This window comes from Bradyrhizobium sp. (genome assembly GCF_019242285.1).
Lineage (GTDB): Bacteria > Pseudomonadota > Alphaproteobacteria > Rhizobiales > Xanthobacteraceae > Bradyrhizobium.
Genome location: NZ_JAFAVV010000517.1, coordinates 1 through 15,545, shown reverse-complemented (window position 1 = coordinate 15,545; position 15,545 = coordinate 1). Strand labels below are relative to the sequence as shown.

15 protein-coding genes are annotated in these 15,545 nt (G+C 63.5%); 10 read left to right on the top strand and 5 right to left on the bottom strand.

Features of this window, described 5'->3' with window-relative positions:
- From JOY90_RS20510 to JOY90_RS20470, 9 genes are all read left to right on the top strand, one after another.
- Nucleotides 1-232, top strand: a 232-nt coding sequence (locus JOY90_RS20510; protein ID WP_291692929.1) for a helix-turn-helix domain-containing protein, incomplete at its 5' end; no start/stop codon positions are given.
- Between the two features lie 274 nt (nt 233-506).
- Entirely contained in the window at nt 507-2,861 is a 2,355-nt protein-coding gene (locus tag JOY90_RS20505; protein ID WP_291692928.1) for a PAS domain-containing sensor histidine kinase, read from the top strand.
- A gap of 18 nt (nt 2,862-2,879) precedes the next feature.
- Entirely contained in the window at nt 2,880-4,250 is a 1,371-nt protein-coding gene (locus JOY90_RS20500; RefSeq protein ID WP_291692927.1) for a sigma-54 dependent transcriptional regulator, read from the top strand.
- A 295-nt stretch (nt 4,251-4,545) separates the two neighbouring features.
- Nucleotides 4,546-4,794, top strand: coding sequence for an RNA chaperone Hfq (gene hfq, locus JOY90_RS20495; RefSeq protein ID WP_006020546.1), 249 nt, complete (start codon nt 4,546-4,548; stop codon nt 4,792-4,794).
- Nucleotides 4,795-4,805: 11 nt separating this feature from the next.
- Nucleotides 4,806-6,185: a GTPase HflX gene (gene hflX, locus JOY90_RS20490; protein WP_291692926.1), complete on the top strand. Its 1,380-nt coding sequence runs from the start codon at nt 4,806-4,808 to the stop codon at nt 6,183-6,185.
- Nucleotides 6,186-6,389: 204 nt separating this feature from the next.
- The gene (locus tag JOY90_RS20485; RefSeq protein ID WP_291692925.1) at nt 6,390-6,554 is read left to right on the top strand and encodes a Flp family type IVb pilin; all 165 of its coding nucleotides are present in this window, start codon (nt 6,390-6,392) and stop codon (nt 6,552-6,554) included.
- Between the two features lie 624 nt (nt 6,555-7,178).
- Nucleotides 7,179-8,843, top strand: a complete 1,665-nt coding sequence (locus tag JOY90_RS20480) for a PQQ-binding-like beta-propeller repeat protein (protein WP_291692924.1) — start codon at nt 7,179-7,181, stop codon at nt 8,841-8,843.
- An 83-nt stretch (nt 8,844-8,926) separates the two neighbouring features.
- Entirely contained in the window at nt 8,927-9,250 is a 324-nt protein-coding gene (locus JOY90_RS20475) for a cytochrome c (RefSeq protein WP_291692923.1), read from the top strand.
- A gap of 404 nt (nt 9,251-9,654) precedes the next feature.
- Nucleotides 9,655-11,259 carry an ABC transporter substrate-binding protein gene (locus JOY90_RS20470; protein ID WP_291692922.1) on the top strand — a complete coding sequence of 535 codons (1,605 nt, stop codon included), beginning with the start codon at nt 9,655-9,657 and terminating at the stop codon, nt 11,257-11,259.
- Nucleotides 11,260-11,296: 37 nt separating this feature from the next.
- Here the strand turns inward: JOY90_RS20470 and mazG are convergent, their stop codons facing one another.
- Nucleotides 11,297-12,133 carry a nucleoside triphosphate pyrophosphohydrolase gene (gene mazG, locus JOY90_RS20465; protein WP_291692921.1) on the bottom strand — a complete coding sequence of 279 codons (837 nt, stop codon included), beginning with the start codon at nt 12,131-12,133 and terminating at the stop codon, nt 11,297-11,299.
- Nucleotides 12,134-12,256: 123 nt separating this feature from the next.
- Between mazG and queC the strand changes: the two genes are divergently transcribed.
- Nucleotides 12,257-12,976, top strand: a complete 720-nt coding sequence (queC, locus tag JOY90_RS20460) for a 7-cyano-7-deazaguanine synthase QueC (RefSeq protein WP_291692920.1) — start codon at nt 12,257-12,259, stop codon at nt 12,974-12,976.
- Here the strand turns inward: queC and JOY90_RS20455 are convergent.
- The 4 genes from JOY90_RS20455 to JOY90_RS20440 all read right to left on the bottom strand — a co-directional run.
- The gene (locus tag JOY90_RS20455) at nt 12,973-13,173 is read right to left on the bottom strand and encodes a hypothetical protein (protein ID WP_291692919.1); all 201 of its coding nucleotides are present in this window, start codon (nt 13,171-13,173) and stop codon (nt 12,973-12,975) included. The two genes, queC and JOY90_RS20455, sit on opposite strands and share 4 nt — an antisense overlap.
- 147 nt (nt 13,174-13,320) lie before the next feature.
- Nucleotides 13,321-14,112 (bottom strand): hypothetical protein, encoded by a 792-nt coding sequence (locus tag JOY90_RS20450; protein WP_291692918.1) that lies wholly within the window; start codon nt 14,110-14,112, stop codon nt 13,321-13,323.
- Between the two features lie 270 nt (nt 14,113-14,382).
- Nucleotides 14,383-15,120 (bottom strand): hypothetical protein, encoded by a 738-nt coding sequence (locus JOY90_RS20445; protein WP_291692917.1) that lies wholly within the window; start codon nt 15,118-15,120, stop codon nt 14,383-14,385.
- Nucleotides 15,120-15,545: NAD(P)-binding domain-containing protein (locus tag JOY90_RS20440; protein ID WP_291692916.1), on the bottom strand; the 426-nt coding region annotated here is incomplete at its 5' end. The genes JOY90_RS20445 and JOY90_RS20440, both read right to left, overlap by 1 nt.

Here is a 15,545-nt window from a genome sequence, read left to right as displayed (position 1 = left end):
CGCCGTCGAAGCCTATCTGTCCTCGCATTTCTCGGGCTTTCCGAACGGCGTGCCGCCGCCGGGCCTCTATCACCGCATTCTCAAGGAGATCGAGGTTCCGCTGCTGACCGCCGCACTGGCGGCCACGCGCGGCAACCAGATTCGCGCTGCCGATCTGCTCGGGCTCAATCGCAACACCTTGCGCAAGAAGATTCGCGATCTGGATATTCAGGTCTATCGCAGCGGGGGGTAGGCTCTGCTCTTCGGTCGTCACAAGCGTCGAGCTGAAAGCCCCGCCCATCAACCATTTGCCGGCGGTCGTTTGAGTTCGATGCGCAATCGCTGCCGACTTGGAATGATACTGCGCCGGTAGCATTTTACAGTCGTACTCTATTACCGGGTGCGCTCTCTGGTCGCAAAATGCGCCGCGGATTTGTCTCAATTCGGCAACATTGTGATATGAATGCATCAGGTGTTCCCGCGCTGATTTGCGGGGCCTCGATGACCTCTCAGCATCACTTGCCGGAATGACCAGCGCAGAGACCTCGGCCGCACCGTTTGACGCTTCCGCTTCCGAGCCGAAGGCATCAGCCCTGAAATGGTTGGCGCCGTTCGCCGTCGGCATTGCACTGCTATCCGCCTGTCTGACCTTCATGGTGTTGACCGGGCTGACGCCGATCGCGCCGACCCCCGAGGTCGTGCAGTCGTTCTACCTGATCAACGTCGGAACCATTCTACTCCTGGTCGGCATCATCCTGCGCGAAGTCTGGCAGATGGTGCTGGCGCGGCGGAGAGGCCGCGCCGCGGCGCGGCTGCATGTGCAGATCGTCAGCCTGTTTTCGGTGATCGCGGTGCTGCCGGCAGTGGTGGTCTCGATCGTCGCCAACGTGACGCTGGAGCGCGGCCTCGATCGGCTGTTCTCAGGACCGACACGTGAGGCGATTCAGAACTCGGTAACCATCGCGCGCGCCTACATGAACGAGCATGCTCAGCTCATTCGCGGAGACATCCTGGGCATGGCCGCCGATGTGTCGCGGGCCTGGGCGAGTCCGCTCTACAGCCAGGATCGACTGTCGTTCCACGAACTGCTGACATCGGAGGCGGTCTCGCGCAACCTTCCGGTCGCGGTGCTGATGGACAAGAATGGCGCCATCCTGGAGAGCGCGGACACCGGCATTCACCTGAACTACGCGCCGCCGCCGCCGGATCTGCTCGGTAAGGTCAATGAGACCGATCCCGAGATCTCGGTCTTTCCTGAAAACTACGTCGCGTCGGTGGTCCGCTTGCGCGGCGTCGACGACACTTTCCTCTACGTGGCGCGTCTGCTCGATCCGAACATCGTCGCCCAGCTCAAGCAGACTCAGACCAGCGCCGCCGAATATGCCCAACTCGAGGCGAGCCGTCTCGGCATCCAGGTCGCGTTCGCGTTGATGTTCGCGGTGATCGCTCTGACCATCCTGATGGCCTCGGTGCTGATCGGCCTGAATTTCGCCAACTGGCTGGTGGCGCCGATCCGCCGCCTGATGAGCGCTGCGGGCACGGTCTCGACCGGCAACCTGCACGTCCAGGTGCCGGTCCACAAATCCGAAGGCGATCTCGCACAGCTCGGCGAGACCTTCAACAGGATGACGAAGGATCTTCGCACCCAGCGCGACGAACTGGTCAACGCCTCTGATCTGATCGACAGCCGCCGGCGTTTCATTGAGGCGGTGCTGTCGTCGGCCAGCGCCGGCATCATCGGCGTCGATGCCTCCGGCAGCGTCGGCATCCTCAACCGCTCGGCGGAGAAGCTGATCGGCCACGCGGAATCGGAGACGCTGGATCATCCGCTCTCCGACGTATTGCCCGAGCTCGACGACATGATGAAGACCGTGCGAGAGGGCACGCAACGCCTGGTGCAGGGCCAGATCACCATCCTGCGCGACGGTCAGGAGCGCAATCTGTCGGTGCGCGTCAGCGCCGAGAAGAGCAGCCAACCGCGCGACAGCTACATCATCACCCTCGACGACATCACCGAGCTCGTCTCGGCGCAGCGGACCTCGGCCTGGGGCGACGTCGCGCGCCGCATCGCACACGAGATCAAGAATCCGCTGACGCCGATCCAGCTGTCGGCCGAGCGGATTCGCCGCAAATTCGGCCGAGTCATCACCGAGGACAAGGCGGTATTCGAACAATGCACCGAGACGATCGTGCGGCAGGTCGACGACATCAGACGCATGGTCGACGAGTTCTCGCGCTTCGCTCGGATGCCGAAGCCCGTGATCGAAGGCGAGGACGTCGCCGATACGGTGCGGCAGGCGGTGTTCCTGATGAAGGTCGCGCATCCCGATCTCGACATCGAGGTTGATCTGAAGGAGGATCCGCTGCGCGCGCAGTTCGACCGCCGGCTGATCTCGCAGGCGCTCACCAACATCATCAAGAACGCCACCGAGGCGATCGAAGCCGTGCCGACCGATGAGCTCGGCAAGGGGCGCATCGACGTCGTCGCCGGGCGCGAGGGCGAGGATGTCATCATCGACGTCATCGACAACGGCATCGGCCTGCCCAAGGTGGCGCGCGCGCGGTTGCTCGAACCCTATGTGACGACGCGCGAGAAGGGGACCGGGCTTGGCCTTGCGATCGTCGGCCGCGTGCTCGAGGATCATGGCGGCCGCATCGAGTTGAAGGACGCCTCGGATTTCCGCCCCGGCCAACGTGGCGCCTGGATGCGCCTGCGCTTTGCGGTCACCGGCCGCAGCCCCTCGAAGATCGAGGTCAAGAACGGGGCCGCCGCAGCTCAAGGCGCGACGAATGATCCGACAAATATGCCGGCGGACGAAACCGACAGCGCCGCCCACGCGACCAACACTGAGACAAAAACCAAAGCCGCAACAGGCAGTTGACAAGACAGGTGTGAATCCATGGCAAGCGACATTCTGATTGTCGATGACGAGGCCGATATTCGTGAGCTGGTTGCCGGCATCCTGGACGACGAGGGCTTCTCGACCCGCACCGCGCGCGACAGTGATTCAGCGCTGGCGGAGATCGTGAACCGGCGGCCCAATCTGGTGTTCCTCGACATCTGGCTGCAGGGCTCCAAGCTTGATGGTCTGCAGCTCCTGGAGCAGATCAAGAAGGATCATCCCGATCTGCCGGTCGTGATGATCTCCGGCCACGGCAACATCGAAACAGCGGTCGCTGCGATCAAGCGCGGCGCCTATGACTTCATCGAGAAGCCGTTCAAGTCGGACCGCTTGATTCTTGTGGCGACGCGAGCGCTTGAGACATCGCGGCTGAAGCGCGAGGTGCGGGAATTGAAGCAGCTCGCGCCGACCGCAAGCACGCTGACCGGCCGCTCGCCGGCGATGAACCAATTGCGCCAGACCATCGAGCGTGCCGCCAAGGCCAACAGCCGCATCCTGATCGTCGGGCCCTCGGGAGCGGGCAAGGAGCTGGTGGCGCGCACGCTGCATGCCGCCTCGACCCGCAATGAGGGGCCGTTCGTCGTCATCAACGCGGCGGCAATAACTCCGGAGCGGATGGAGGTCGAGCTGTTCGGCGTGGAGCAGTCGAACGGCGAGCAGCAGCGCAAGACCGGGGCGCTCGAGGAAGCCCATGGTGGCACGCTGTTCGTCGACGAGATCGCCGACATGCCGCGCGAGACGCAGAACAAGATCCTGCGCGTGCTGGTCGACCAGACCTTCCAGCGCCAGGGCGGCACCACGAAAGTCCATGTCGATGTCCGAATCATCTCCTCGACCGCGCGCAACCTGGAGGAGGAGATCGCGGCAGGCCATTTCCGCGAGGACCTCTACCACCGGCTATCGGTGGTGCCGATCCGGGTTCCACCCCTTTCCGAGCGGCGCGAGGACATTCCGGAGCTGATCGACTATTTCATGGACCAGATATCCAGCACGACCGGGCTGCCGAAACGCCAGATCGGCCAGGACGCGATGGCGGTGCTGCAATCGCATGTCTGGCCGGGCAACGTCCGCCAGCTCCGCAACAATGTCGAGCGCGTCATGATTCTGGCGGGCGGGGGACCTGAGGTGATCATTACCGCCGACATGCTGCCGCCGGACGTGGGCTCGATGGTGCCGGCGATGCCGACCAGCAACAATGGGGAGCACATCATGGGGCTGCCGCTGCGAGAGGCGCGGGAGGTATTCGAGCGCGATTATCTGATCGCGCAGATCAGCCGGTTTTCCGGGAACATCTCCCGCACCGCTGAATTCGTCGGGATGGAACGCTCGGCATTGCATCGCAAGCTCAAGGCCTTGGGAGTCGGCTGAATCGCGCCTTCCCACGACGGTCGAATCAATCAAATCTCATCAGGCCCAGGGCCGCTGGACGTGGGTATTCTTATATTTGCTTGGGATATTCCCGCGATTCCCCGTAATTTTACGGAAAAATCGCTTGGCTTGGTGTGACCAAGCGGCTTGCCTAATAACGACGCCTGCCCTCTAATTGCGCGGCTGCGTCCCTTCGAGGGGGAACTCATGGGGATGCCGGCAACCGGGGGAAGCTCCACAAGAGGGTCGCAACCGGTTCAATAAGAACAAGCAGTAAAACGGCGAGACAAGAAAAATGGCGGCAGACCGCGCACAGAACTTACAGGACACCTTCCTTAATCACGTTCGAAAAACCAAAACGCCCCTGACGATCTTTCTGGTCAATGGAGTAAAGCTGCAGGGAATTGTCACCTGGTTCGATAATTTCTGCCTGCTCCTGCGGCGCGACGGCCACTCGCAGCTCGTCTATAAGCATGCGATTTCGACCATCATGCCCGGCGCTCCGATCCAGTTGTTCGAGGGCGGCGAGGATGCTCCGGCTTGAGAGTCATTTGATTGGAACCCCGAGGCAGGGAAGGGGGCGCTGACCGACCGCGGTCGGCGGAGGGGCGAGCGAGCGGACGGGTGGTCGTCATCGGTCCGTACCTGCGGATGCGCCGTGGCAACGCCGAGGCGCAGACGGAGGAGCATGCGCTGCGGGATTTCGAGGCGCGGCTGGACGAGGCCACAGGGCTGGCGCGCGCCATCGATCTTTCCGTCGCCGAGGCGCTGATCGCGCCGATCAGCCAGATTCGCCCGGCTACCTATCTCGGCAAGGGCAAGGTCGAGGAGATCACCGGCCTCATCGCCGGCCATGACATCGAGCTCGTGGTGATGGATTGCGCGCTGTCGCCGATCCAGCAGCGCAATCTGGAGAAGGCCTGGAACACCAAGGTGCTCGATCGGACCGGGCTGATCCTGGAAATCTTCGGCCGCCGCGCCAAGACGAAGGAAGGCGCGCTGCAGGTCGAACTCGCGCATCTGAACTATCAGCGCAGCCGGCTGGTACGGTCGTGGACCCATCTGGAGCGCCAGCGCGGCGGCTTCGGCTTCATGGGCGGCCCCGGCGAAACCCAGATCGAGGCCGACCGCCGCCTGATCGGCGAGCGCATCACGCGGTTGCAGAACGAGTTGAAGAAGGTGCAGGCGACGCGCCGGCTGCATCGCGCCGGGCGCCAGCGGGTGCCCTACCGCGTGGTGGCGCTGGTCGGCTATACCAATGCCGGCAAGTCGACCCTGTTCAACCGCCTGACGCGTGGACAGGTGCAGGCCGCCGACATGCTGTTCGCAACCCTCGATCCGACCTTGCGCTCACTCGATCTGCCGCATGGCGGCAAGGCGATGCTCTCCGACACCGTCGGCTTCATCTCCAACCTGCCGACCCAGCTCGTGGCCGCGTTCCGCGCCACGCTGGAGGAAGTGTTGGAGGCCGACCTGATCCTGCACGTCCGTGACATATCGCATGAGGATGCCGAGGCGCAGGAGCGCGACGTCGACGCGGTGTTGCGCCAGCTCGGCATCGATCCGGATGTGGGCGGACGGATCCTCGAAGTCTGGAACAAGATCGATCGTTTCAGCCCGGAGGAGCGCGAGCACCTGCAAAACACCGCCGCGCGCCGCCCGGCGGAGCGTCCGTGCTTCCTGGTGTCCGCAGAGACCGGTGAGGGGATCGGCGCGTTGCTTGCGGCGATCGAAGTGCGGCTCGCGGCGGCCAGCACCACGCTCGATCTCTCGGTCGACGCCGCCGACGGCGCCGGCATCTCTTGGCTGCATCGCAATGCCGAAGTGCTCGACAAGAAGCTGCACGACGGTCGCTTCGACATGACGGTCCGGGTCGACGCCAGCAAGCGCGACATCGTGGTGTCGCGCTTCGATGCCGTGCCGCGAGTGGCCTGACCGCTTCGTCTGCGCGAGCAAGTCCCAGAGCGGGCTCGTGAATCTCGCCGCGGAACGGGGCGCGGAGATCCTCCACGAGGTTGCGAAGAGGAAAATTCAATTCGCCGGGTTCCCCATTTATATGATTTTAGACTTTGGGGATTATTGGTTGCTCGCGTAGGCGACGACGCAGTCCTTTTTTCCAGGACGGATTGGAGCGGGGCCATGACGGCGTTATTTCGTGGATTTTGGCACGACGAGACCGGCGCTACGGCGATCGAATACGCATTGATCGCGGCGGGCATCTCGCTTGCCATCATCGCCGCCGTGAACGGTCTCGGCACCACACTCAACACGTTGTTCAGCTCGATCAACAGTTCCCTGAAATAACGGAGCCGATCGCGAAAAGCGCCGACGCGACGCGGCAGGTCATCACTTGATGCGCCGCGATCGTCGACACGTGACTTCATCGATCACCCGGCGAGGAGCTCAGGCCCACCTGTCCACCGGCCAACAGGCGGACGAGCAAAACTCGCTTTCCTTGCGATCGAAGGTTGCAGGCCGCCGGAATATTGCGGTGGCCTCATTCTGCAAATGGCGCGGCGATTGACATCGCGCGCCTCGGGACGCAATCTTTCAATCACCGTCGCAATGGGAGTTACGAATGACTTCCAACTGCGGGCTCAGGGGGCAACGCCGCGAGGGAACGCGTCCAGCACGTTCCGCGGTGGCGTTCGTGCCGACGTTTGCGGCTCGTGCGCAGAATCGCCACGAACCGCGCGTGACGATTGACGAAGACGACATTGGCGAAGTCGACATCGGCCGGCGCTTGGGGCAGGCCGGCCTTGTTTTCGATCGTCCTCGCCTTTGCCGGCCCTGCAACCGCCGGCTTGCACCGCACCATAACGTTCCACATCGCCGGCATCAGAAGCGGCTGCGCTTTGCCTCGACCCGGAGAGGAATCGACGCAATGGCGTAGGAGAAAAACACAAATGATCTAAGGGAGGAATGACCATGGGTAGAATGACTTGGGTGGCAACCGTCAGCATCGCTTGCCTGCTCGGCACGGCGACCGTTGCGCGCGCGGCGGACCCCGGCGCGGAAGATCCCAACAACTGGCCGCAATATCATCGGACCAGCAATGCGTGGCGCTACAGTCCGCTCGACCAGATCAACAAGGACAATGTCGGCAAGCTGGCGGTGGCCTGGATCGCCCATGGCGGCGATATCACGATGGGGATTCAGGAAACACCCTTGGCCATCGACGGCGTGATCTATTCGATCACGTCCGGCGATCGGGTGGCGGCGCTGGACGGCAAGACCGGGCGCGAGCTCTGGAATTACGAGCCGCGGCTCGATCCGCTCACCAAGAAGGTGCTGTTCGCGCCCTATAGCCGGGGCGTCGCGGTGGGCCACGGCATGGTCTTCATCGGAACGGTTGACGGGCGTGGCATCGGTCTCGATCAAAAGACCGGCAAGCAGGTGTGGGAGACCCAGCTCACCGACTTCGCGAACTGCCATGGCTGCAATTTCACCTCGCCCCCGGTCGTTGCCGGCGACGTGCTGACCTTCGGCTCGACCGCCGGCGAACTGGCAACCCAAGGGAAAATCTTCGGGGTCGATGCCAAGACCGGCAAGAAGCTCTGGGAGTTCAACACCATCAAGGACGACCCGAAGAGCTGGCCGGGCGAGAGCGGCAAATACGGCGGCGGCGGCGCCTGGATGCCCGGCACCTACGACGCGGACACCGGCACGGTCTATTACGGTACCGGCAATCCGGGGAAGGATTTCATCGATTCGGAGCGCGCCGGCGACAACCTCTACACCGACTCCATCGTCGCACTCGATGCCAAGACCGGACAACTGAAATGGTACCGGCAGGAGATCAAGCAGGACGTCTGGGACTACGATTCGCCCTATGAGGTCATGTTGTTCAAGAAGGATGGCAAGGACCTGATCGTCCACATGAACAAGAGCGGCTATGTCTTCGTCCTCGACAAGAATGACGGCAAGATCGAGAACATCTGGCCGGTCAGCGACGTCAAGAACTTCGTCAAGGACATCGACAGGAAGACCGGCGAGTTGATCGGCCGCGTCGAGTTGCCGGTGAACCAGGAGACCTTGATCTGCCCCTCCACCTTCGGCGGACGTAGCTGGAATGCCGGCGCCTACAACCCGAAGAGCGGACTCTGGTACAACAACGTGCTGGATTTCTGCGGTTACCTCAAACCCGTTGCCCAGAAGGACGACCCGAAGGACTACGGAACCGGCCATACCGGCTCCAACGATTTCGGACGGTTGGTGCTGGCGCCGGATGGGCGAAAACCGGGCCGGCTCGACGCGCGCGATCCGTTCACGGGCGAGCGCAAATGGACGTATGAGATGGACGTCCCGGGCTTCGCCAGCTCGCTGACCACGGGCGGCGGCCTGGTTTTCAACGGCGATCCGCTGGGCATGCTGCGGGCCTTCGACGCGGACACCGGAAAGGTGCTGTGGAGCTTCAACACAGGCTCCGGAATGCGCTCTGGCATCATCAGCTACGCGGTCGATGGCGAGCAATACATCCTGGTGCCGAGCGGCTGGGGGTCCTACGCGGCGATCCTGCTTCCGCCGTTGTTTCCCCAGTTGGAAAAAGTCCCGGCAGCTTCGACCCTGATCGCCTTCAAGGTCGTGAAGTAGGCGAGGCGAGCAACGAGGGCGGCGGTATCCCCGCCGCCTTTCGCTGGTTCAATGTCGAGGTATCTGGAATGACACGTGGGCTTGTGACGGCGGCGATTGCGGCAATCCTCATTGGCGAGGCGGCCCATTCAGAGGAGAACGTTCCGAACCTCAGGGATCCCACGGTGATTGCGGCAGGCCATGACTTGTTTCTGGCCAAGCAGTGCGCCCATTGTCATGGCGTGGACGGCACGGGCGGCATCAATCTCGCCCGACGCTCGCTCGAGGCCAAAGGCGTTTTCCAATCGATCGCCGACGGCCGGGAGAAGAGCGGGCTGCGCATGCCGGCGTGGCGGGAGGTGCTCAGCGACGAGGAAATCTGGCAAGCGACGGCGTATGTCCTGTCGATCAGCCAGCACTCCAAGTAGCAGCCGTGCCGTGACGCCCAAGTCCGTGCTCCATTGCACGGTGCCATAGCACGCGATAGCGCTCGGGTCGAATTGCCGATCAACTCCGGCAAGACAATACCGGCGCGGCCGATGATGCTCCGCAATCGTCGGCGGGTCTGGCGAAAAAACACCGACTGACAAAAATTCAACGCAATTCACGTCCCGTTCTTCGTGATCAGGACGTCGGTGTCGCACCACAGCGATGCTGCTGCTTCGAAGAAACGGCCGCCCGGCGTCCGACGAGGACCGCTGGACGACCCGATTGACAGTCTTCGCAAAAATCGGACCGGCCACCGGCATTCGCGTCGTGGGCGCAGAAGTCCGATCCGAAATTCAGACAGCCAGGAGAGCCGAAACGAGCCAGTGCCGGGAGGAATAGCGCGATGTCTAAGCCGGAATTCGAACCGAGCCAAGCACTGAGGCGGTACCTGAAATGGCGCCAGGCCGTGTTCTCGATAGCAGTGCTGTTCGCCGGCGCCGCCAGTGCAGATCCCCGCGACAACCTGGCTATCGCGCAGGACCTTGCAGGCCGGGTGGGCCCGATCGTCGGTTCGGCGCTTGCCTGTCGGAACGTTGCCGGAGCACGCGTGCAGGTGATCATCGACAAGTTCCGGACGGCAATCGGGGAAGCGTCAACCGATGAAGCCGAGCAGGCCGACGTTGCGCGCGCGTTCGATCGCTACGTCGCCGAAGGCCGCAGCGCGGTAACGAATGGACGGACGGACTGCAAGACGGCCGACCGCCAGTTCTCCGATCTCGAGCAGTCGGTCGGCGCATCTCCATCGCCCGAGCAGCGGCTCGCCAACGCCATCACGCCTTCGGCCGCGAATGCCACGACGACGCCGGCGCAGCAGCTTCTGCCGACCAATGCGCGCGGCGTTACCGACCGCGAAATCCGCTTTGGGATCGTATTGCCATTTTCCGGGGCTCCCAAGGAAGCCGGCCGTCACATGAAGCTCGGAATCGATATCGCCTTCGCCCAGGCCAATGATGCCGGCGGCGTGAACGGCCGAATGCTCAAGCTGATCGCGGCCGACGACGGCTATGAGACGTCGCGAACGCTGGAGGCCATGAGCAAGCTCTGGGACAACGATCAGGTGTTCGGCTTCATCGGCAACCTGGGTACGCCGAACGCTGCGGTCGCGATTCCCTTCGCGCTCGAGCGGAAGGCGCTGTTCTTCGCGCCGTTCACCGGCGGCGGCATCGTCCGCCACGATCCGCCGGATCGCTACGTCTTCAACTACCGGCCGAGCTATACCGAAGAGACCGGAGCAGCCGTACGCTATCTGCTCAAGATCCGCAAATTCCGGCCGGAACAGATCGCCGTGTTCGCGCAGAACGACGCCTTTGGCGATTCCGGTTTTGCCGGGGTGACGAAGACGTTTCGCGCACTCGGCCTCAACGACGGCAACATCCTGCGCGTCGGCTACGCCCGCAACAGCATCGACGTTGACGATGCGGTCAATCGGCTCAGGCTGCAAAAGGTGCCGATCCGGGCGGTGGTCATGACCGCGACGCCCAGGGCGGCCGCAAGGTTCATCGAAAAGACCCGCGACCTGTTTCCCGGAATGATCTACACCGACGTGTCGGTCGTGGGCGTCAGCGACCTTGCCGAGGAATTGAATCTGCTCGGGCCGCGTTTTGCGACGGGCGTCATCGTGACGCAGACGGTGCCCCCGATATCCGGCTATTCGAGCCTCGTCCTCGGGTACAAGACCGCGCTGGAGAAATACTTCCCAGCCGAAAAACCCGAAGACATCTCGCTGGAGGGTTTCGTTGCCGCAACGATCCTGATCGACGCGATCAGGCGATGCGGTGCGGAGGTCGATACCGAAAAGCTCGTCGATATTCTGGAGAACACCAGCAATCTCGATCTCGGTCTCGGCACGTCACTCAACTTCAATCGTGGTGAGCATCAGGCATCGCACAAGGTATGGGGACTCGCGCTCCAGGAGACCGGAAAATACCAGCCGGTCGAGCTCGAGTGATCGGCGGTTGCCTTGACCACGATAGAGGGATCCCGGCTCAAGGCCGGGACTCCCCCGAGTTCTCCTCTTCCTTCGCCTCGTTCCACAGCTCGTCCATCTCGTCGAGCGACGCGCCGGGAAGGGCTCGTCCCTGGCTCGCGAGCGCGCGCTCGATATAGGCAAAGCGGCGCTCGAACTTGGCATTGGTGATCCGCAGCGCCATCTCCGGATCGGCGCCGACGTGGCGAGCGAGATTGACCAGCGCGAACAGCAGGTCGCCGGTCTCCTCGGCGATCGTCTGCGGATCGGAATGGTCGAGCGCGGCCTCGATCTCGTCGGCCTCCTCGCGAATCTTCTGCAGCACCGCGCGTGGATCGTTCCAGTCGAAGCCGACGCCGGCGGCCTTGCGTTGCAGCTCCATCGCCTGCGTCAGCGCCGGCTGGCCGGACTTGACGCCGGCGAGCACCGAAGACTGCAACTCGGTCTGCCGAGGCCGGCGCGCGGCACGCTCGGCCTTCTCTTCGGCCTTGATGCGCTCCCAGGCGCTCTTGACGCCGGCCGGCGCGAGCTTGCCGTTCTGGTCGGCAAAGACATGCGGATGCCGGCGGATCATCTTGCGGGTGATGGCCTCGACCACGTCGCCGAAGGCGAAGGCGTTCTCCTCCTCCGCAAGCTGCGCATGGTAGACGACCTGCAGGAGCAGGTCGCCGAGTTCCTCGCGGAGGTCATCGAAGTCGCCGCGCGCGATCGCGTCCGCCACCTCATAGGCTTCCTCGATGGTGTAGGGCGCAATCGTCGCAAAACTCTGCTCGAGATCCCAGGGGCAGCCGGTCACGGGGGTGCGCAGCCGTGCCATGATCTCGATCAGGCGGGAGATGTCGCGGGAAGGGGTCATGGACTTAACCGCAGGCGTTGGAGACTTCGGCAGATTATGCCGTAGCCGTCACGGCGATCCCAGTCAAAGTCCGCTTATGTCCACCGGTTGGCATGCGCCCGGCATGAGTGCTAATGCCACGCCATGGAAAAGGAAATCAAAGGTCAGACCGCACTGGTGCTGTTCTCGGGTGGGCAGGATTCCACCACCTGCCTCGCTTGGGCGCTGGATCGCTTCGCGCGCGTTGAGACCGTCGGCTTCGACTATGGCCAGCGTCATGCGATCGAGCTCGACTGCCGCGCGGACCTTCTCGCCGGCATCCGCGCGCTGCGCGCCGACTGGGCGGCGAGACTCGGCGACGGTCATACGCTGAAAGTCCCGACGCTGTCGGACATCTCCGACACCGCGTTGACCCGCGCCGTCGCGATCGCCATGGGCGCGGGCGGCCTGCCCAATACGTTCGTGCCGGGCCGCAACCTCGTGTTCCTGACCTTCGCCGCGGCACTGGCCTATCGGCGCGGCATCGCCCACATCGTCGGCGGCATGTGCGAGACAGACTATTCCGGCTATCCGGATTGCCGCGACGAGACCATTCGCGCGCTCAACGTCGCGCTCAATCTCGGCATGGCAAAATCGTTCGCGCTGCACACCCCGCTGATGTGGCTCGACAAGGCCGCGACATGGAAGCTCGCGGACGCGCTGGGTGGGGCGGGGCTGGTCGATCTGATCCGCGACCAATCCCACACCTGCTATCTCGGCGAACGCGGCGCGCGCCACGACTGGGGATTCGGCTGCGGCGAATGCCCGGCCTGCGAGCTGCGCGCGAAGGGATGGCGGGCGTACGCGGATGGCTTGGGAAGCTAGTTTTTCGGTTCACGATTTTCAGGGATTGCGGCGCCGTTGCCGTCGACCGTCACACCTGCCGGCTCGAGCCCGCCGGAGATGACGCGCAGTTCCTTGAGGCACCCACGAATGGTCAGCCGCGCCTGCAATTGCGTCGAGGTCTTCTCCGTCGAGGCCTGCTCGATGGCCTGGATTCGCGCGACGGCATCTTCGATCATCGATTAGGTTCCCATTGCCCTGGGGCATTGGTCGCCATTCAGCGTTAATGGAGTCTTAAGACCGCTGACGATGTCGCGAAATCCGCGCAACAGGGAACGCCGCGTCAAGAGCGAACGCGGCATTCTCGATTTGTTGGGAGCAAACGTCTATGCGGCTTTTTCGGTTTCCTGCCCGACGGCCTGCTGTTCGATCGGCGACGGTTCTGCCGCAGAAGGCCCCGCCGCCCCGGTCGGCGCGATCGGCTCGGCAGCCAGGCCCGCGGCATTTTCAGCCTCCGCGACAGGCGCGGTCTCGCCCCAGACCTCGGCGGAACGGAGAGCCATCTGAACCTGCGAGATGGCATCCGCGGACGAGACCTCCGGGACGGGCTGGGCCTGAGCAGATGCCGCGACCTCCTCGGCAAACATTGCTTCGTGAACGAGCGTCGTTTCCTGCGGGATCGGCGCGGCGGTTTCCGCTGCGGCCGGCGCGGCGGTTGCTTCAACGACGACGGCCTGTTCAGCCGCGACGGTCATTTCAACAGCCTCCGTCGCGATCGTCTCGGCCGGAACCGGCTCGGGCGAGACAACGACCGCGTCCGATGCGGTCGGCTGTGTCTCGGCCGGTAGGATCGCCTGGCTCGCCGGCTGAACACCGAGGTCCATCGAAATGTCGCTGATCAATTTGTCGATCGCGAGCAGGGCGCGATATTCCGGCACGCTGGTCAGGTGCTGCCGAAATTTGGTCTTTGCCGTCTCCAAGGCCTCGATGACTTCCCCGGCCATGGAGGGTGCGTCCGAACGCGCGATCCCCTCGAGGGTGTTGGCGACCCGCTCCGTCGAGCTCTCGACCAGCAGGAACGCATCGTATTGCGGAACGGTCTTCAGGTGCTGATGATAGTCGTCACGCACCGCAAGCAGCGAATTCACAATATTTCCGAAAGAGATGACCTCGGACATCACTGATCCCCTAACCCCAAAATCCCACTGTCGGGACGCCTTGACGGTATTCAAAAACAGTTGGGCATTCAATTTGAAATTGAATGCAATTTCTGGTTATCGGACGGGTAGGGGGGTTCCTACCCAAGAAAGCTCCTGATCTTTGATCTCCAGCCGACAGCAGCGCCCACCGATCTGCCTGACGTGGCACCCCGCGAACCCTCTCACGGTCAATGAAGTCGTGGAAAGGGCGCGCGGGGCGGGTTAGCCGTGTGTTGCTCGGTGCCGGGCTCAGGAGCCTGTCATATCCGCATAGGCCGGCTCACGTCTCGCGTCCTGCCTGTCGGGGACCGCCGCACCCTGATAGACCGGCGTGGGAATGCCCATCTGGCGCGCCTTGATCTGAAGTGCCAGGAAACGCGAATAGATGCGCGACATGCCGAGGCCGCCGCTGTGGAACCACAATCCGGCCTGCCGGGTGGGCTTCCAGATGTTGCGGAGTTCGCCCTCCCAGGGACCGGGATCGTTGCGAAGGCCGGAGCCGAGCCCCCACAGCCGCCCGACCTTGCGCCGGATGCCCTCATGCAGGAACGGGGCGGGCGGACTGAGCTCATAACCCGTTGCGTAGAAGATCACGTCGGCGGGCTGCTCGCTTCCGTCGCTGAGCACGAGACCCTTCTCATTGATCGCGGCGACGCCGACGCCGCTCCTGAGCTTGATGCGGCCGTTGATGATCAGCTCGGAGGCCCCGACGTCGATATAGTAGCCGCCGGGGTCGCGCAGGATCTGAGGAAACACGCCGCCCTCGTCCTCGCCGAACGTCAGCCTGAAGCCGGCTCGCTCCAGCCCGCGATAGAACTCGGCATCGCGCTGCTTCACCTGCGCGACGATTCCCTGGTGCATCCGCACCAGGACGCGCATGGGGGTCGAGGCAAATAGCAGGTCGGCCAGCTCGGTCGTTATGCCGCGCGCCTTCGCCTTGTCGCCATAGAGCTGGGCAAACCCCTCGATCAGGGCCTCCAACCGCATTACGGGCTGCGCTGGATCATCGTCACGTCGGCGCCGGCCGCGCAGAGATCGGCGCAGACATCGTGGGCCGTCGTTCCCGAGCCCACCACGACGCATCGGCGTCCGGCATGATGGCGCCCGCCCCGGTACCAGCCCGCATGCTGCTGCACACCGGCGAACCGCTCCTTGCCGGCGACGTCGGGAATTTTCGCGGCCCCGAATATTCCAGTCGCGACGACGAGCTGCCGGGGGTTGAGCTCGATCATGCGGCCGCCGCGGCTGACCTGCAGCCGCCACATGTTCCGCGCATCGTCGAATTCCGCCGCCATGCATTCGGTCCCGGTCCAGACGTCCAGGTTCATCACGGACTGATAGGCGTCGAGCCAGTCGGCGAACTGATCCTTCGAGGGATGGAGCGGCCAGTCCTCCGGATAGGGAAAGCCCGG

Bases quoted from the DNA above. Each gene is read 5' to 3' on its own strand.
- JOY90_RS20455 (WP_291692919.1), bottom strand. From the start codon at position 13,173: ATGATCGAAGATGCCGTCGCGCGAATCCAGGCCATCGAGCAGGCCTCG.
- JOY90_RS20480 (WP_291692924.1), top strand. From the start codon at position 7,179: ATGGGTAGAATGACTTGGGTGGCAACCGTCAGCATCGCTTGCCTGCTC.
- JOY90_RS20485 (WP_291692925.1), top strand. From the start codon at position 6,390: ATGACGGCGTTATTTCGTGGATTTTGGCACGACGAGACCGGCGCTACG.
- JOY90_RS20505 (WP_291692928.1), top strand. From the start codon at position 507: ATGACCAGCGCAGAGACCTCGGCCGCACCGTTTGACGCTTCCGCTTCC.
- queC (WP_291692920.1), top strand. From the start codon at position 12,257: ATGGAAAAGGAAATCAAAGGTCAGACCGCACTGGTGCTGTTCTCGGGT.
- JOY90_RS20445 (WP_291692917.1), bottom strand. From the start codon at position 15,120: ATGCGGTTGGAGGCCCTGATCGAGGGGTTTGCCCAGCTCTATGGCGAC.
- JOY90_RS20500 (WP_291692927.1), top strand. From the start codon at position 2,880: ATGGCAAGCGACATTCTGATTGTCGATGACGAGGCCGATATTCGTGAG.
- JOY90_RS20470 (WP_291692922.1), top strand. From the start codon at position 9,655: ATGTCTAAGCCGGAATTCGAACCGAGCCAAGCACTGAGGCGGTACCTG.
- JOY90_RS20450 (WP_291692918.1), bottom strand. From the start codon at position 14,112: ATGTCCGAGGTCATCTCTTTCGGAAATATTGTGAATTCGCTGCTTGCG.
- hfq (WP_006020546.1), top strand. From the start codon at position 4,546: ATGGCGGCAGACCGCGCACAGAACTTACAGGACACCTTCCTTAATCAC.
- mazG (WP_291692921.1), bottom strand. From the start codon at position 12,133: ATGACCCCTTCCCGCGACATCTCCCGCCTGATCGAGATCATGGCACGG.